At 55.2% G+C, this 17,835-nt stretch carries 16 protein-coding genes; 6 read left to right on the top strand and 10 right to left on the bottom strand.

The window, feature by feature from the left end:
• Nucleotides 1-2: 2 nt before the first annotated feature.
• Nucleotides 3-1,376, bottom strand: coding sequence for an envelope stress sensor histidine kinase CpxA (gene cpxA, locus FN037_RS22230; protein WP_138362837.1), 1,374 nt, complete (start codon nt 1,374-1,376; stop codon nt 3-5).
• On the bottom strand, nt 1,373-2,071 hold the full coding sequence (gene cpxR / locus FN037_RS22225) for an envelope stress response regulator transcription factor CpxR (RefSeq protein WP_138362838.1): 699 nt from the start codon (nt 2,069-2,071) through the stop codon (nt 1,373-1,375). Before cpxR ends, cpxA begins: the two co-directional genes overlap by 4 nt.
• A gap of 149 nt (nt 2,072-2,220) precedes the next feature.
• Here cpxR and cpxP point away from each other — a divergent pair, with 149 nt between their 5' ends.
• The 3 genes from cpxP (at nt 2,221) to pfkA (ending at nt 4,937) form a co-directional block, all read left to right on the top strand.
• Nucleotides 2,221-2,724 carry a cell-envelope stress modulator CpxP gene (cpxP, locus tag FN037_RS22220; RefSeq protein WP_138362839.1) on the top strand — a complete coding sequence of 168 codons (504 nt, stop codon included), beginning with the start codon at nt 2,221-2,223 and terminating at the stop codon, nt 2,722-2,724.
• A gap of 150 nt (nt 2,725-2,874) precedes the next feature.
• Entirely contained in the window at nt 2,875-3,771 is an 897-nt protein-coding gene (fieF, locus tag FN037_RS22215; protein WP_138362840.1) for a CDF family cation-efflux transporter FieF, read from the top strand.
• A 203-nt stretch (nt 3,772-3,974) separates the two neighbouring features.
• Nucleotides 3,975-4,937, top strand: coding sequence for a 6-phosphofructokinase (gene pfkA / locus FN037_RS22210; protein WP_138362841.1), 963 nt, complete (start codon nt 3,975-3,977; stop codon nt 4,935-4,937).
• A 59-nt stretch (nt 4,938-4,996) separates the two neighbouring features.
• Here pfkA and rraA read toward each other — a convergent pair whose 3' ends face one another.
• From rraA to priA, 7 genes are all read right to left on the bottom strand, one after another.
• On the bottom strand, nt 4,997-5,482 hold the full coding sequence (gene rraA / locus FN037_RS22205) for a ribonuclease E activity regulator RraA (protein WP_138362842.1): 486 nt from the start codon (nt 5,480-5,482) through the stop codon (nt 4,997-4,999).
• Between the two features lie 92 nt (nt 5,483-5,574).
• Entirely contained in the window at nt 5,575-6,501 is a 927-nt protein-coding gene (gene menA / locus FN037_RS22200) for a 1,4-dihydroxy-2-naphthoate polyprenyltransferase (RefSeq protein ID WP_138362843.1), read from the bottom strand.
• Between the two features lie 207 nt (nt 6,502-6,708).
• On the bottom strand, nt 6,709-8,043 hold the full coding sequence (hslU, locus tag FN037_RS22195) for an HslU--HslV peptidase ATPase subunit (protein ID WP_138362844.1): 1,335 nt from the start codon (nt 8,041-8,043) through the stop codon (nt 6,709-6,711).
• A 9-nt stretch (nt 8,044-8,052) separates the two neighbouring features.
• Nucleotides 8,053-8,583: an ATP-dependent protease subunit HslV gene (gene hslV, locus FN037_RS22190; protein ID WP_138362845.1), complete on the bottom strand. Its 531-nt coding sequence runs from the start codon at nt 8,581-8,583 to the stop codon at nt 8,053-8,055.
• A 90-nt stretch (nt 8,584-8,673) separates the two neighbouring features.
• A complete protein-coding gene (gene ftsN / locus FN037_RS22185) occupies nt 8,674-9,630 on the bottom strand; it encodes a cell division protein FtsN (protein WP_138362846.1) in 957 nt (318 codons plus the stop codon).
• Between the two features lie 90 nt (nt 9,631-9,720).
• On the bottom strand, nt 9,721-10,749 hold the full coding sequence (gene cytR / locus FN037_RS22180; protein ID WP_142503177.1) for a DNA-binding transcriptional regulator CytR: 1,029 nt from the start codon (nt 10,747-10,749) through the stop codon (nt 9,721-9,723).
• Nucleotides 10,750-10,899: 150 nt separating this feature from the next.
• Nucleotides 10,900-13,095 carry a primosomal protein N' gene (gene priA, locus FN037_RS22175; protein ID WP_142503176.1) on the bottom strand — a complete coding sequence of 732 codons (2,196 nt, stop codon included), beginning with the start codon at nt 13,093-13,095 and terminating at the stop codon, nt 10,900-10,902.
• Nucleotides 13,096-13,336: 241 nt separating this feature from the next.
• On the opposite strand from priA, the gene rpmE reads away from it, so the two are divergent.
• Nucleotides 13,337-13,552, top strand: coding sequence for a 50S ribosomal protein L31 (gene rpmE / locus FN037_RS22170; RefSeq protein ID WP_138362849.1), 216 nt, complete (start codon nt 13,337-13,339; stop codon nt 13,550-13,552).
• Between the two features lie 101 nt (nt 13,553-13,653).
• Here rpmE and metJ read toward each other — a convergent pair whose 3' ends face one another.
• Entirely contained in the window at nt 13,654-13,971 is a 318-nt protein-coding gene (gene metJ / locus FN037_RS22165; RefSeq protein WP_004869405.1) for a met regulon transcriptional regulator MetJ, read from the bottom strand.
• 267 nt (nt 13,972-14,238) lie between these two features.
• On the opposite strand from metJ, the gene metB reads away from it, so the two are divergent.
• Nucleotides 14,239-15,399 (top strand): cystathionine gamma-synthase, encoded by a 1,161-nt coding sequence (metB, locus tag FN037_RS22160; RefSeq protein ID WP_142503175.1) that lies wholly within the window; start codon nt 14,239-14,241, stop codon nt 15,397-15,399.
• A gap of 2 nt (nt 15,400-15,401) precedes the next feature.
• Nucleotides 15,402-17,834: a bifunctional aspartate kinase/homoserine dehydrogenase II gene (locus FN037_RS22155; protein ID WP_142503174.1), complete on the top strand. Its 2,433-nt coding sequence runs from the start codon at nt 15,402-15,404 to the stop codon at nt 17,832-17,834.
• Nucleotide 17,835 lies beyond the last annotated feature (1 nt).

Here is a 17,835-nt window from a genome sequence, read left to right as displayed (position 1 = left end):
CATCAGGTTCGCTTATACAGCGGCAGCCAGATAGTTAAGCGTAAACCGCCCAGCGGGCTGTCATCGGCTTTTACCCAACCGCGATGCTGTTGAATCGCGGTTTCGACAATCGCCAGTCCCAGGCCCGTGCCGCCAGATTCGCGATCGCGCGCTTCATCGGTGCGGTAGAACGGACGGAAAATTTGCTCGCGATCCTCCGGGCTCACGCCTGGGCCATCGTCATCAACGTTAATCGTAATCCCGTCTTTGTCTACCGAGAAGCTGACGGAAATTTTAGTATGCGAGTAGCGCAGCGCGTTACGCACGATGTTCTCCAGCGCGCTTTCCAGCGCATTGGGATTACCGTACAGCGGCCAGGGCCCTGGCGGATACTCCACGGTGAACGATTTCCCTACCTGTTCGGCTTCAAATGTGGCGTTATCCAGCACTTCGCCCCAAAGCTGGTTGGCTTTTACCGTCTCGCTGACCAGCGCGGTTTTCGCTTGATTGCGCGACATTACCAGCAGGTCGTTGATCATGCTATCCAGCCGTTGGGCCTCCATCTCAATACGTTCCAGCTCTTTACTCTCGCCGCTGCGGCGGCGCAGTAGCGCCGTACCTAACTGCAAACGTGTGAGCGGCGTGCGCAGCTCGTGGGAGATATCGGATAGCAGACGATGCTGGCTGGACATCATGCGCTCCAGGGCCGTCACCATCTGGTTAAAGCTGGTTCCGGCGGCTAAAAACTCCTGCGGGCCGGATTCCAGCTCCGGGTGTTGTCGCAGGTTGCCCTGGGCGACTTCATCGGCGGCATTTTTTAGCTTACGTGCCGGTTTTGCCAGACTCCACGCCAGCCATAATAGCAGCGGAGCGCTAACTAACATGGTAACGATCAGCAGCAGTAACGGTCGATCGAAAAGCAGATTGATAAAGTCTGATTGCGAGGTGTTGGCAGGCCGAAGCAGATAGAGCTGGTAATTATCTTCCCCATCTTTGACGGAAAAAGGCCCGACCATTTCCAGGCGGCCATAGCGCTTTTTCTGCGGGTGAGCGGCGTTATCCGCCTGGCCGATAAAATTGCGGATGATCTGCATTTCGTTGCGTTCGGCACCGATAACGCGGCCTTCACTGGTAACCAGCAGTAAACGCTGGCCCGGCGGCGCCCACTTATCAATGGCGCGAAACAGACGACGCCACCACATCAGGTCGTTCGGCGGATCGTTCGCCAGCTCGGCCTCAACGTGTTGTTCGATCATGATGCCCTGACGTTGCTCACTCTCCAGCAGCTCCGTCATCTGGCGCGAATCCAGCTTGGGCAGCATCAAAACCAGCATCAACACCAGTGCCAGCGTCAGCCAGAAAATAGCGAAGATGCGTGCGGTCAAACTACCGATCATGAAGCCGATACCATCAGATAACCGCGTCCACGCAGGGTTTTAAACCAGGGATGGCCATCTTTGCGTTCCGGCAACTTACGTCGCAGGTTGGAGATATGCATGTCGATCGCACGATCGAACGGCGTCAGGCGTTTACCTAATACCTCCTGGCTCAGATGTTCACGCGATACCACCTGGCCAAGATGCTGCGCCAGCAGATAGAGCAGGGTGAATTCGGTACCGGTGAGCTCCAGCGTCTGACCATCGAAACTGGCTTCCTGGCGACCAGGGTTAAGGCTTAGCGCGTCCACTTCCAGCGTAGGCGAGCCGGCCTCGGTCGTTTGCTGCTGCTCGCTCCAGTGCGAACGGCGCAGAATAGCGCGTATACGCGCCACCAGCTCACGATCGTTAAACGGCTTGGGCAAATAGTCGTCCGCGCCCAGCTCAAGGCCGAGAACGCGATCCAGTTCGCTGCCGCGGGCCGTTAGCATGATGACCGGGGTCTGGTGTGTCTGACGCAACTCTTTAAGCGTATCGATACCGTTTTTCTTCGGCATCATCACATCAAGCAAAAGTAAATCAATGCTGTCGTCCAGAAGAGTCAGCGCCTGTTCCCCGTCATGGGCCACGAGCACATTAAAACCTTCCATATCGAGCAGCTCTTTTAACAGGGAGGTGAGCTCCCGGTCATCATCTACTAACAGGATTTTATTCATTGTTTAAATACCTCCGAGGCAGAAATTACGTCATCAAGGCTCGCTAATCCATGACTTTACGTTGTTTTACACCCCCTGACGCATGTTTGCAGCCTGCATCGTAGACTCTCTCTCGTTGAATCGCGACACAAACGTTTTGGGAGTATGTGATGCGCAATGTTCTCGCTGCCGTCATGGCCTCAACGTTGATGCTAAGTGTATCCAGCATGGCCGCTGAAATCGCAGCCAGCGTTAACTGGCTCCCCGGTGATGACGACAGCCAGCGCAACAGTCAGGGCCATATGTTTGACGGCATAAGTTTAACCGAACAGCAACGGCAACAGTTACGTGATCTTATGCAGCAGGCACGCCACGACAGGCCACCTGTTAATGTTAGTGAAATGGAGACAATGCATCGTCTTGTCACCGCAGAAAAATTTGATGAAAACGCTGTGCGCGCTCAGGCAGAAAAGATGGCGCAGGAGCAGGTTGCCCGCCAGGTTGAAATGGCAAAAGTGCGCAATCAAATGTATCACCTGCTAACGCCAGAGCAGCAAGCGATTTTAAATACTAAGTACCAGCAACGAATGGATCAGTTGCGTGAAGTTTCAAGGATGCAACAAGGCTCAGCAATAACGTTTTCGAGTAATAGCAGTACCCTGCAACCCCAGTAACAAACCCTGTTTTCCTTGCCATAGACACCATCCCTGTCTTCCCCCACATGATGTGGGGGTTTTTTTTATCTGTAATTCGGCGTTTTCCTTGTTCCCTGTCCCGGTAAAAGATCGGGTTATACTAAGCGCATTGCGAAGCAAGGAGCGTTTATGAATCAATCCTATGGGCAGTTGGTGAACCGCGCAGCTATTGCGGCGACGGTGATGGCCTCTGCGTTACTTTTGATCAAAATTTTTGCGTGGTGGTATACCGGCTCCGTGAGTATTCTGGCGGCGCTGGTGGATTCGCTGGTGGATATCGCCGCCTCGCTGACTAACCTGCTGGTGGTGCGTTATTCGCTGCAACCGGCTGATGAAGAACATACCTTTGGCCACGGCAAGGCGGAGTCACTGGCGGCGCTGGCGCAAAGCATGTTTATTTCCGGATCGGCGTTATTTCTTTTTTTGACCGGCATTCAGCACATTGTGCGTCCTGAGCCGATGAAGGCTGCCGGCGTTGGGATGGTGGTAACGCTGGTTGCGTTGTTAAGCACGCTGGCGCTGGTGACGTTCCAGCGCTGGGTGGTGAGAAAAACGCAAAGTCAGGCGGTGCGCGCGGATATGCTGCACTATCAGTCCGATGTTATGATGAACGGTGCAATTCTGGTGGCGCTCGCCCTCTCCTGGTACGGCTGGCATCGTGCCGATGCGCTGTTTGCATTAGGCATCGGTGCCTATATTCTATATAGTGCGCTGCGGATGGCTTATGACGCTGTTCAGTCATTGTTAGACCGCGCTCTTCCTGATGAGGAACGCCAGGAAATTATCAATATCGTGACCGGCTGGCCTGGGGTTAGCGGGACGCACGATCTACGAACGCGGCAGTCAGGGCCGACTCGCTTTATTCAGATTCATTTGGAAATGGAAGATAGCCTCCCACTGGTTCAGGCGCATAAGATTGCCGACCAGGTGGAACAGGCGATTCTGCGCCGTTTCCCGGATTCTGATGTCATTATCCATCAGGACCCCAACTCTGTGGTGCCGCTTGCGCAGCAGGGTGTTTTATGAGCTTTAGGTTATAGTCTGTAAACTTGATGTAAAAGTGTGGGGCGGATCGGCATTTTTTGTATAAATTACCGCCATTTGGTCTGACCTGAATCAATTCAGCCAGAAGCGTTTGATATACTATTGCAATTATTGATGTGCACTCCTGGTGAGAGGGCGCTTCAGGCAACAGGATTATTTTTTGCTTCCTAAGTTCAGAGGTAGTCATGATTAAGAAAATCGGTGTGTTGACAAGTGGCGGTGATGCTCCGGGCATGAACGCAGCAATTCGTGGCGTTGTGCGCGCAGCATTAACGGAAGGTCTGGAAGTTTTTGGAATCTATGACGGTTACCTCGGCTTGTATGAAGATCGTATGGTTCAGCTCGACCGCTACAGCGTCTCCGATATGATCAACCGCGGCGGCACTTTCCTGGGGTCAGCGCGCTTTCCGGAATTCCGTGAAGAAAAGGTGCGCGCCGTCGCTATCGAACACATGAGAAAACGCGGTCTGGATGCGTTAGTGGTTATCGGCGGTGATGGTTCCTATATGGGCGCCATGCGTCTGACCGAGATGGGCTTCCCCTGCATCGGCCTGCCAGGCACGATCGACAACGATATTAAAGGCACTGACTACACCATTGGTTTCTTTACCGCGCTGAGCACGGTTGTTGAGGCGATTGACCGCCTGCGCGACACCTCCTCCTCTCACCAGCGCATTTCTGTCGTTGAGGTCATGGGGCGTTACTGCGGCGACCTGACGCTGGCGGCGGCAATCTCCGGTGGCTGTGAATTCATCATGGTTCCTGAGGTTGAATACACGCGTGAAGACCTGGTGGCTGAAATTAAGGCCGGTATCGCCAAAGGCAAAAAGCACGCTATCGTGGCCATCACTGAGCATATGTGCGACATCGATGAACTGGCTCAGTTTATTGAGAAAGAGACAGGCCGTGAAACGCGCGCGACCGTTCTGGGCCACATTCAGCGCGGCGGTTCTCCGGTTCCTTATGACCGTATTCTGGCATCCCGTATGGGGGCGTATGCGATTGAACTGCTGTTGCAGGGCTTCGGTGGCCGCTGCGTCGGTATTCAGAACGAGAAACTGGTGCACCACGACATTATCGACGCCATCGAAAACATGAAGCGTCCGTTCAAAAGCGACTGGCTGGAGTGCGCGAAGAAGCTGTACTAAAGGTTCTGGCGGTAACAACAAGGCCTTCTCTCTGAGAAGGCCTTTTTTACGAGTGGATGTTACTCAATATCCAGGGGATCTTCGGAGAGGATGATCCCGGTATTATCGGCGTACAGATGATCGCCGGAAAAGAAGGTGACGCCGCCGAAGTTGACGCGAATGTCGCTTTCGCCAATACCTTCGCCCGCTGCGCCCACAGGAATAGCAGCCAGTGCCTGGATGCCAATATCCAGGTCTTCCAGATCGTCAACCTGGCGCACCGCGCCATAGATGACTAACCCTTCCCACTCGTTTTGCACGGCCAGGCGCGCCAGGTCTGCGTCAATTAACGCACGCCGAACGGAACCACCGCCATCAACCAACAGGACATGACCTCGGCCGTTCTGTTCGAGCAGATCGTAGAGCAACCCGTTATCCTCGAAACATTTCACCGTGATGATTTGTCCCCCAAACGACGACCGCCCCCCAAAATTGGAGAACAGAGGTTCCACGACGTTGACATCCTCCTGGTAGATGTCACAAAGCTCGGAAGTATCGTATTTCATAGGCTTAACGTTCAGTTGCTGCGAGAATTTCCAGTATATCGCGTGAATCGTGTTGTTGGCAAAATCATCAATTGTTAATTGATATTTGTCAGTTAACCGACAAGCTTATTGCAAATAATTCCGATAACAAACAACAGGTTGGTCAGTAAAGCGCCTTTTACGGTTCTTTCCAGCATCGGACGCATCGCTATCGGATCGCGCTCGCGCATCACAAAACGCGCCTGCTTGACCAGCAGAGGCGTAGCCAACAGGAACAACCAGCCCCAGAGGCTATGAAGGGACATGAGATTAAACAGCGCCAGGCACAGCAGCGAGCCAATCAACAGACAGGCATGATAACGGCGGGCGTTAACGGGCCCCAGACGTACCGCAAGGGTGTTCTTACCGTTGTCGCGGTCACTATCGATATCACGCAGGTTGTTAATATTCAGTACCGCCGTTGCCAGCAGGCCGCAGGCGGTTGCCGGTAAAAAAATGACCGCTTCAACGCTGTGTACCTGGAGGTACCAGCTTCCGACGACGCTGAGCCAGCCGAAAAATACCAGCACCGAAATATCGCCGAGACCGATATATCCGTAAGGACGCGTGCCGACGGTGTAAGTAATGGCCGCGATGATGGCCAGCCCGCCAAGCACCATAAAACCAATAAAGTCGGCCATAGTTTGCCAGGCAAAAAACAGCAGCGCCAGACCGGAGAGACAAATCAGCACCACGGTCAGCATTAACGCGCGTTTCATCTGCGCCTGGGTGATAGCCCCTTTTTGCATGCCGCGCAGGGGGCCAATGCGATCGGGTTTGTCGCTGCCTTTTACCGCGTCGCCATAATCGTTGGCCAGATTGGAGAGTATTTGCAGTAAACCCGCGGTAATAATGGCCAGTAGGGCGATCCAGGGATCGAAACGCCCCTGATGCCAGGCAAGAGCGGAGCCGACAATGATAGCGGCGAAGGCCAGAGGTAATGTTTTCGGGCGCAGGCTTTCCAGCCAGGCCTGGGTGCGAGTGATAGCGTGTTCAGTCATATGTCCCGGCCAATAAAAAATGGGGCTCTACCCATCATACTTCAAGCTGCGGGTGCGTTGGCTACGGATTACCCGGCCCATCCATGGGCTTCGCCCCGGCGGGCGGGCACCAGCGTTGTTCAAAACGGTCAACCGTTTTGTCATGCAACTTGAATTATCAGGGTATCTATAGCCCCATCTATAGTGATGAAATTGTATTGAACCGGATTATAAGATAAAACGACTCAGATCTTCATCTGCCACCAGTACATCCAGATGCTTACCGACATATTCCGCATCAATGGTCACGGTTTGCCCATTCATTTCACTGGCGTCGTAGGAGATGTCTTCGATCAGACGCTCCAACACGGTATGCAGACGACGGGCCCCGATGTTCTCGGTGGTTTCGTTAACCTGCCATGCGGCCTGAGCGATGCGCTTGATGCCATCTTCCGTGAACTCGATATTGACGCCTTCGGTTGCCATCAGCGCTTTATACTGCACAGTGATGGAGGCGTTTGGCTCGGTCAGGATGCGCTCAAAATCGTGTGTGGTTAGCGCTTTCAGTTCAACACGAATCGGCAGACGCCCTTGCAGCTCAGGGATCAGGTCCGATGGACTGGCCACCTGGAACGCCCCGGAGGCGATAAACAGGATGTGATCGGTTTTGACCATTCCGTGTTTGGTGGAGACCGTGCAGCCTTCAACCAGCGGCAGCAGGTCGCGCTGCACGCCTTCGCGTGAAACATCAGGGCCAGAAGTGTTGCCGCCACGCTTACAGATTTTGTCGATTTCGTCGATAAACACGATACCGTGCTGTTCAACGGCCTCAATGGCATCCTGCTTCAGCTCTTCCGGGTTTACCAGTTTCGCCGCTTCTTCTTCAACCAGCAGCTTCATCGCGTCTTTGATTTTCAGCTTACGCGGTTTTTGCTTCTGACCACCGAGGTTCTGGAACATAGACTGCAACTGGCTGGTCATCTCTTCCATGCCCGGAGGGGACATGATTTCAACGCCCATCGGCGCAGCGGCGAGCTCGATCTCAATCTCTTTATCGTCAAGCTGCCCTTCACGCAGTTTTTTGCGGAAAGACTGGCGCGCCGCGGAAGGCTCCTGAGGCTGTTCGGCCTGACCCCAGTTGTTTTTTGGCGGGGGGATCAGTACGTCGAGGATGCGTTCTTCCGCCAGTTCTTCTGCGCGATAGCGGTTTTTATCGATGGACTGCATGCGAACCATTTTGATCGCCGCATCGGTCAGATCGCGGATAATTGAATCCACTTCCTTACCAACATAGCCCACTTCAGTGAATTTCGTCGCTTCGACTTTGATGAACGGCGCGTTGGCGAGCTTTGCCAGACGGCGTGCGATTTCGGTTTTACCGACGCCGGTAGGGCCGATCATCAGGATATTTTTCGGTGTGACTTCGTGACGCAGCTCTTCGTTAAGCTGCATACGACGCCAGCGGTTGCGCAGCGCGATGGCGACGGAACGCTTGGCGGCATCCTGGCCGATAATATGTTTGTCCAGTTCGCTGACAATTTCGCGTGGGGTCATTTCAGACATGGGAGATCCTTACGCTTTAGACGGTAATTCTTCGATGGTATGGAAGTGGTTGGTATAAATGCAGATATCACCTGCAATATTCAACGCTTTCTCTGCGATATCGCGTGCGCTCATATCGGTATTTTCCAGTAAAGCACGCGCCGCAGCCTGGGCGTAAGGACCGCCGGAACCGATGGCAATCAAATCGTTTTCTGGCTGCACCACGTCACCGTTACCGGTGATGATAAGTGATGCGTTTTCGTCAGCTACGGCCAGCAGGGCTTCCAGCTTGCGCAGCATGCGATCGGTTCGCCAGTCTTTCGCCAGTTCAACGGCGGCTTTGACCAGATGTCCCTGATGCATTTCCAGCTTACGTTCAAACAGTTCGAACAGCGTGAAAGCGTCAGCGGTGCCGCCAGCGAAGCCTGCGATCACTTTGTCGTTATACAGACGGCGCACTTTTTTCACGTTGCCTTTCATTACGGTGTTGCCCAGTGTGGCCTGGCCATCACCAGCAATCACGACATGACCGTTACGGCGAACACTTACAATTGTAGTCACGAGCAGACCCCTTGGTTACAAAAGCGAAATAGAGGCCCCGCAGTGATGCGGGGCAGAATGCAATTATAGATGGGGGGGATTTTGCGGGTTTCAACCCCTGACGGCGAGACGAATGCAGTTTGCGTGTCCGGCCATTTTCAGCCGTTCAATCATATTGCTGGCGTTTTCTTTGCCCTTCAGCGGCCCAATCACTACCCGGTTCCAGCCGTTATTGGTGGTGATGTGCGAGGAGAAGCCTTCAAATGCCAGTTGAGCACGAACGGTCTCCGCCTGCTCGGCGCCTTTGAAAGACCCACACTGAATCATCCAGCTACGATCGTCTTTTTTCTCCGTCGCCGCGGCTTTTGGCGCGTCCTCAACGCGGGTCACCGGAGCGGCGGCCTGAGTTTTAGGTTGCGTCGTATTGGTATGCGCAGGCGTTTGCAGCAGATCCTGATACGGCTGCTGATTTGATGCAGTTTGTTTCGGCTGCTGTACCGGTTTGGGCTGCTCCACAACCCGCGGTTGGGTGCGCGGCTGCTGGATCGGTGCCTGCTGCCGGGACTGCGCTAACTGTTGCTGAGCCAGACGCTGACGCTGCAGCGTTTGCTGGCGCTGTGCCGGTGTTTGTTCGTTCCACGGCACTTCGGTCAACTGCGTGGGCTGTTGACGCATATCGGCCTGCATTTGCGCCAGTAGCTGACGCTGCTCGTCCGTCAGTTGCTCCGGCTTCATGACTTCGCCGCCGGCTGTCGGTTCCGTTGGCGCACGTACGCCAGGCTGGCGGCTCTCCAGCTCTTTAATATAGCGCCAGCGCTCTTCCGGCTTTGGCGGTAAACCGTTGCCTGTCGCCTGGCGATTTTGCAATACCGCGGTTTCTTCTTTCTTATGGTGCGTAATGAAGTACAGTCCACCGATAAAGGCCACCAGCACGGCTGCCGCGATTGCGACCATAGCGGGTGACACCGCAGAAATGCCGCTTTGCTTGTTCCTTGAGCTTCGGGTATTGCTCTTTTTGCGCCGCGAAGAAGCCGGTTGGCTGCGGCGTACATAATCTCGTTGTGCCACTATCGTTTCGCTGTCTTATTCGTTTTTCAGCCCGACATGTTACTTAAGTGGCGGGCCTTTGACCAGAAGAGCAGGCCCGAAAGCCTGTGGTTATGTTCGGATATTGCGCGTACTACCGCGAATAATCAGCTCGCAGTCGAGTAGTCGTGAACCGCTGTTGACGTTATGCCCATGCAACTGATCCAGCAAAAGCAGCATCGCTTCGCGGCCAATATCAAAACGTGGTTGCGCAACTGTCGTCAATGGCGGATCGCAAAATTCAGACAAAGAGATGTTATCAAAACCCACAATAGAGAGATCTTCAGGCACTTTCAGACCGCGGCGTTTTGCCAGCGATAGCGCGCCCAGCGCCATAATATCGCTATGACAGAAGAGCGCCGTTGGCGGCACTGGCAGCGCCAGAAGTTGCTCCAGCGCCATGGCGCCGGCTTCATAAGTAAAATTGCCACGGGCGATGTAGTGCGGATCGACGGTTATTCCGCTGCGGCGCAGCGCCTGGACATAGCCTTGCAGGCGATAATGACATAGCGGCATCTCTTCCGGCCCGGCGATACAGGCAATGTGGCGGTGCCCCAGCTCGCGCAGGTAGTTAACGGCATTGAATGCGGCGGTGAGGTTATCAATATGCACTGTCGGCAGCTCCAGCTCGGGAGCAAACTCGTTAGCCATGACCATTGGCGGCAGATTGCGCTGCTCTTCCACGCCAGCATCGAAGGGTAAACGGGAGCCCAGCAGCAGCATCCCGTCGATCTGCTTGGTGATAATCAGATCGATAAAGGTTTTTTCCTGGCGATTCTGGTGGGCGCAATCGCCAATGAGGACCAGATATTCCTGCTTTGCCGCCGTGACTTCAATACCGCGAATAATCTCGCTGAAAAAGGGATCGCAAATATCGGGCACAATCACCAGGATGGTGCGCGATTCATTGCGTTTCATATTGCGTCCGAGCGATTGCGGCAGATAGCCGACTTCAAGTGCGGCCTGCTCTACCCGATTGCGGGTACTCTGCGAAACCTTATCGGGGTTCATTAACGCTCGGGATACGGTTGCCGTGGAGACGTTTGCCTTCTGGGCGACGTCTTTCATGGTGGCGGCAACAGCCTGTTTTTTGGGTTTCACCTGTTTTCTCCTCGCTGACCGGCGCAGACACATCCCTGGCGTTCTGACATCAGCCACATTTTTAACAGATAGTACATCCAGAGAGTTACAGAATTTTCATCAAAAACGTGATGGAGGTTAGATTTTTCGATCCGCCTCGCAATAGACGTCTTAGCTTTCAATAGGATCGACATCCACAATCCATTTCACTTTGCGTGCTTCCGGTAGCGTGTTTATCAATGCCAGCGTCCCGCTGACGATATGCTGCAGATGCATGCGCGACGGGTGCTGGAGAAGAATTTGCCAGCGCCAGCGCCCTCCGCGCTTTGGCGCCAGCGCCGGAACAGGACCGAGTATCCACAGCTTATTGTCGGCCAGCGGGCTGGCCTGTAATAGATTGCGTAACTGCTGTAAAAAGAGCGGGGCCTGCTGATTGGTATGATCTTCCGCGCGAATCAGTACATGGCTGGTCCACGGCGGGAGCTGCATGCTTTGTCGTTCTGCCAGAGCCTGCCCGGCAAAGGCGTCATAGCCTTTATACAGCAGCGTTTGCAGCAACGGGTGTTCCGGGTGATGAGTCTGCAGGATCACCTCGCCCTGTTTACCGGCACGTCCTGCCCGACCTGAAACCTGAGTGTAGAGCTGGGCGAAGCGCTCCGCTGAACGGAAATCAGCGGAAAATAGCGCGCCGTCAACATCCAGAAGGGAAACCAGCGTCACATCCGGGAAGTGATGGCCTTTCGCCAGCATTTGGGTGCCGATAAGAATGCGCGCGCCGCCGCGATTCACGTCGGCAAGATATTGCTCCAGCGCGCCTTTGCGGCTGGTGGTGTCTCTGTCGATACGCGAAATGGGTATACCAGGAAACAGCGGGCCCAGCGCCTGTTCAAGCTGTTCGGTTCCCAGACCTACCGGAACCAGATGCGTCGAACCGCAGGAAGGGCACTGGCGCGGAACCGGACGCTGGCTGTCGCAGTGGTGGCAGCGCAGATGCTGCTGGGCCTGGTGCAACGTATAGTAGCTGTCGCAGCGCGGGCATTCGGCGATCCAGCCGCAGTCGTGACACAGCAGCGCCGGCGCGAAGCCGCGGCGGTTTAAAAACAAAATCACCTGGTTATCGGCCTGTAGATGCTGACGCATGCGACCGATCAGCGCCGGAGAAAGCCCGGCCTGCAACGGCTGACCTTTTAAATCCAGAACATGTTGTTGAGCCGGGCGCGCATTGCCTGCGCGTTTGGTCAGTTTCAACTGGCGATACTTGCCCTGGCGGACGTTATGCAGCGTCTCCAGCGCCGGCGTCGCCGAGCCGAGAATGATCGGAATTTGCTCGCTATGGGCGCGCCAGACCGCGAGGTCCCGTGCGTGATAGCGCCAGCCTTCCTGCTGTTTATAAGAGCTGTCGTGCTCTTCGTCGATCACGATCACTCCGAGATCTTTAAATGGCGTAAACAGTGACGAACGAGTGCCGATCACAATCGCCGCTTCACCGTTTTTGGCTTTCAGCCATGCGGAGAGGCGCTCGCTGTCGTTAAGGCCCGAATGCAGTACTTCTACCGGGGCGTTAAAACGGTGGCGGAACCGGGCGATAGTCTGCGGCGTCAGGCCGATTTCCGGCACCATGACCAGCGCCTGACGCCCCTGCGCCAGTACGTTTTCGAGAACGCTCAGATAAACTTCCGTTTTCCCGGAGCCGGTGATCCCGGCCAGCAGCCAGGCGGAAAAACTGTCTGAGGCGCTGTGAATGGCCCCAACGGCGGTCGCTTGTTCGGTGTTGAGGCGCAGGCGCTCGCCGGGCACCGAAAAGCTTGCCCGCCAGTCGGTAATGGCCGGCGCTTCGCTGGCCAGTTCGGCAAGACCTTTACTCCTCAGTGCCTGTAAAACGGTATCGCTAAATTCCAGCTCGGCAACCTGATGCCGCCAGATTTTTCCCTGACGCAGGGCCGCCAGCGCTTTTTGCTGCTTTGGCGAGCGCTTAAGGCTGTTTATGTCAACCGCTTGCCCCTGTTCGCTGGCAAACCAGTACCATAGCGGGGTCGTGTTGGCAGGTTTCCCCTGGCGGAGCGGAATGGGCAGCGCGTGGAATAACACATCGCCAATGGGATGGTGGTAGTAGTCCGCTGCCCAGAGCAGCAATTGCCAGACTGAAGAGGAGAACACCGGTTCGGTGTCGAGGGCCTCGGCAACCGGCTTGAGGTCGTCGAGCGGTAATTCACTGTGTGTGCCGATCGACACGACAATGCCTGTCCGTTCCTGTTTACCGAACGGGATGCGCACGCGGCAGCCTGCTTTGACCGGCATACCGTCAGGCAGCACATAGTCAAAGGTGCGGGGCAGCGGAACGGGCAGGGCAACGTGAGCGACGAGCATGTAATCTTCCTGACTTGAAATCTGGCGGGTTAGTATACACATTGTGGTAAAGGGGCGCGGATCAGTTTGCATATGCTGGTTAAATTCTGTATGATTCGCCGCCTTTGATGCATGTTGTCCGGCATCAAAATCTATTACCCGGGGATTTCACTTAGCGGGATCGCGCCGGGAAATTATTAACATCGCGTGGTGTCTGGCGTTAGGGCTGGAAGAGCGACGCGGCCTTAACTGAGGTTCTCCCATGAAAAAAGATATTCATCCGAAATACGACGAAGTTACTGCTTCCTGCTCTTGCGGTAACGTCATGAAAATCCGTTCTACCGTAGGTCACGACCTGAACCTCGACGTGTGCGGTAAATGCCACCCGTTCTACACTGGCAAGCAGCGTGATGTTGCGACCGGTGGTCGTGTTGACCGCTTCAACAAGCGCTTCAGCTTACCGGGTTCCAGCAAGTAAGTTGCTGAAGAAGCCGCCTCAGGGCGGCTTTTTTGTGTTTTTCGCAGTGCAATACCGCGAAAGGAAAAGGGCAGAAGCGCACTTTTGCCCTTTTTACTGGCTTAATATTCCCACGTATCCGGGTCGATCCCCATCTCACGCATAATCTGTTTCGCCGCTTCCGGGATTTCATCGCTGCGCTCTTTACGCAGGTCTTCATCGTTAGGTAACGGTTGACCGGTAAAGGCATGCAGGAATGCTTCACACAACAGTTCGCTGTTGGTGGCGTGACGCAGGTTGTTCACCTGACGACGCGTGCGTTCATCGGTGAGGATTTTTAACACCTTCAGAGGAATGGAAACCGTAATTTTTTTTACTTGCTCACTCTTCTTACCGTGCTCAGCGTATGGGCTGATATATTCGCCGCTCCATTCAGCCATGAGTTACCTTAATCCTCTGTTTATTTAGTTAAGGGCCAGAAATGCAAATTCAGGCCATACTTGCGCGTAGTTTACCGTAGAGGGGCGCGTCTGACACCAAACAAGCCGCCATGGATGTGCGCTAATGCATATAATTTTAACGGCTATTTCTCGTTTGCTCAATCTATACGCAAAGAAGTTTAGATGTCCAGATGTATTGACGTCCATTGTAACAATGTTTACTCTGGAACCTGACTTTTCACCGATTCAGCTCAGGAACTCCCCAACATGACGCGTAAACAGGCCACCATCGCAGTGCGTAGCGGTTTAAATGACGACGAGCAGTACGGTTGCGTTGTCCCGCCGATTCACCTCTCCAGCACCTATAACTTCACCGGATTTAACGAACCTCGCGCTCACGACTATTCTCGCCGCGGTAACCCAACCCGTGATGTGGTTCAGCGTGCGCTGGCAGAGCTGGAGGGCGGCGCAGGAGCGGTTCTGACCAATACCGGTATGTCGGCGATTCTGCTGGTTACCACCGTTTTCCTGAAACCTGGCGATCTGCTGGTGGCGCCGCATGACTGCTACGGCGGCAGCTATCGCCTGTTTGATAGCCTGGCAAAACGCGGCAGCTATCGCGTGCGGTTTGTCGATCAGAATGACGAACAGGCGCTGAGCGCCGCGCTGGCGGAAAAACCGAAGCTGGTGCTGGTGGAAAGTCCAAGTAATCCATTGCTGAGGGTGGTGGATATTGCGAAAATCTGCGGGCTGGCGCGTGAGGCTGGCGCGGTGAGCGTCGTGGATAACACTTTCCTGAGCCCGGCATTGCAGAATCCGCTGGCGCTGGGCGCCGATCTGGTGTTGCATTCATGCACCAAATATTTGAACGGCCACTCTGATGTGGTGGCCGGAGTGGTGATCGCCAAAGATCCGGCCACTGTCACCGAACTGGCATGGTGGGCGAATAATATCGGCGTTACCGGCGGCGCATTTGATAGCTACCTGCTGCTGCGTGGTTTACGTACGCTCTCTCCGCGTATGGAGGCGGCGCAACGTAATGCGCTGGCGATTGTCGACTATCTGAAATCGCAACCGCTGGTGAAAAAACTGTACCATCCGTCGCTGCCGGAAAATCAGGGGCATGAGATTGCGGCGCGTCAGCAAAAAGGTTTTGGCGCAATGTTAAGTTTCGAACTGGATGGCGATGAGCAGACGCTGCGTCGTTTCCTGGGTGGACTATCCCTGTTCACGCTGGCGGAATCACTGGGAGGCGTAGAAAGCCTGATTTCCCATGCGGCGACAATGACTCACGCGGGCATGTCGCCTGAAGCGCGTGCGGCAGCGGGGATCTCAGAAACGCTGTTACGTATTTCAACCGGTATTGAAGATGGTGAAGATTTAATTGCCGATCTGGAAAATGGCTTCCGGGCAGCAAACGAGGAATAAACATGAGTGTGATTGCGCAGGCAGGGGCGAAGGGTCGTCAACTGCACAAATTTGGTGGGAGTAGTTTAGCGGATGCGAAATGTTACCTGCGCGTGGCGGGGATCATGACGGAGTATTCGCAGGCGGGCGATATGATGGTCGTCTCTGCAGCAGGCAGTACCACCAACCAGTTGATCAGTTGGCTGAAGCTCAGCCAGACGGATCGCCTCTCTGCGCATCAGGTGCAACAATCGCTTCGTCGTTATCAGATGGATCTGATATGTGGATTATTGTCAGCGGAGGCTGCGGATACGCTGATCGCGATGTTCATTCAGGATCTTGAACGGCTGGCCGCTCTGCTTGATGGCGGCGTTACGGATGCAGTCTACGCCGAGGTGGTCGGTCACGGTGAAGTCTGGTCAGCTCGCCTGATGGCGGCGGTGCTGAATCATTTGGGTATGGACGCCGCCTGGCTGGATGCGCGTAGCTTCTTACGCGCCGAGCGCTCCGCGCAGCCGCAAGTGGATGAGGGGTTGTCTTATCCACTTTTGCAACAACAGATGGCACAGCATCCGAATAAACGCCTGGTGGTGACGGGCTTTATTTCGCGCAACAACGCCGGGGAAACCGTGCTGCTGGGGCGTAACGGTTCCGACTACTCCGCCACGCAAATTGGCGCCCTGGCCGGGGTGTCTCGCGTTACTATCTGGAGCGACGTGGCCGGGGTCTACAGTGCGGACCCGCGTAAGGTGAAAGATGCCTGTCTGCTGCCGCTGCTGCGTCTTGATGAAGCCAGCGAGCTGGCTCGTCTGGCGGCACCGGTGCTGCATGCCCGTACGTTACAGCCGGTATCCGGCAGCGATATCGATTTACAATTACGCTGTAGCTACACCCCGGATCAGGGGTCGACGCGTATCGAACGCGTGCTGGCTTCCGGCACCGGGGCGCGTATTGTCACCAGCCATGATGATGTCTGCCTGATTGAGTTCCAGGTGTCGGCGGGTCAGGATTTCAAACTGACATATAAAGAGCTGGATGCGATTTTAAAACGCGCTCAGCTGCGTCCGCTGGCCGTAGGCGTTCATGCCGATCGTAAGCTGCTGCAGTTTTGCTATACCGCCGAAGTCGCTGACAGCGCGCTGAAACTACTGGATGAGGCTGGCCTGCCGGGCGAGCTGCGCCTGCGTCAAAATCTGGCGCTGGTGGCGATGGTCGGCGCGGGGGTGACCCGTAATCCGCTGCACTGTCACCGCTTCTGGCAGCAACTGAAAGGGCAGCCGGTGGAGTTTACCTGGCAATCAGAAGAGGGGATCAGTCTGGTGGCGGTGCTGCGCGCCGGGCCTACCGAGAGCTTGATTCAGGGCCTGCATCAGTCGCTGTTCCGCGCGGAAAAGCGTATTGGTCTGGTGCTGTTTGGCAAAGGGAATATTGGTTCCCGCTGGCTGGAACTGTTTGCCCGCGAGCAGACCACGCTTTCCGCGCGCACGGGTTTCGAATTCATCCTTGCCGGGGTGGTGGATAGCCGCCGTAGCTTGCTCAATTATGCCGGTCTTGATGCCAGCCGCGCGCTGGCTTTCTTTAATGATGAAGCCGTGGAACAGGATGAAGAGTCGTTGTTCCTGTGGATGCGCGCGCATCCGTACGATGATTTGGTGGTGCTGGACGTGACCGCCAGCGAACAACTGGCCGGTCAGTACCTCGATTTCGCCAGTCATGGTTTCCATGTTATCAGCGCAAATAAGCTGGCGGGCGCCAGTAGCAGCAGTAAGTATCGTCAAATCCGCGATGCGTTTGAGAAAACGGGCCGTCACTGGCTGTATAACGCCACCGTGGGGGCCGGTTTGCCGATAAACCACACGGTGCGCGATTTGATTGATAGCGGCGATACCATTCTGGCGCTGAGCGGCATTTTCTCCGGCACGCTCTCGTGGTTATTTTTGCAGTTTGACGGTACGGTGCCGTTTATTGACCTTGTCGATCAGGCCTGGCAGCAGGGGTTGACTGAGCCGGACCCGCGGGTCGATCTTTCCGGGAAAGATGTCATGCGTAAGCTGGTGATTCTGGCGCGTGAAGCGGGCTATGACATCGAACCGGATCAGGTACGCGTCGAATCGCTGGTGCCAGTTCACTGCGAAGAGGGGTCTGTCGATCATTTCTTCGAGAATGGCGAAGAGCTGAATGACCAGATGCTGCAGCGCCTGGAAGCGGCGCGTGAAATGGGTCTGGTGTTGCGCTACGTGGCGCGTTTTGACGCCAATGGTAAAGCGCGCGTGGGCGTTGAAGCAGTGCGCGAAGATCATCCTCTGGCGTCGCTGCTGCCGTGTGATAACGTTTTTGCTATCGACAGCCGCTGGTATCGTGATAACCCGCTGGTGATCCGCGGGCCGGGCGCCGGCCGCGACGTCACCGCCGGCGCGATTCAGTCCGATATTAATCGACTGGCGCAATTGCTGTAAG

This window comes from Klebsiella sp. 2680 (genome assembly GCF_900198535.1).
GTDB lineage: Bacteria > Pseudomonadota > Gammaproteobacteria > Enterobacterales > Enterobacteriaceae > Klebsiella > Klebsiella indica.
Note: the sequence above shows the minus strand (reverse complement) of the source record. Positions and strands in the feature narration are given on the sequence as shown.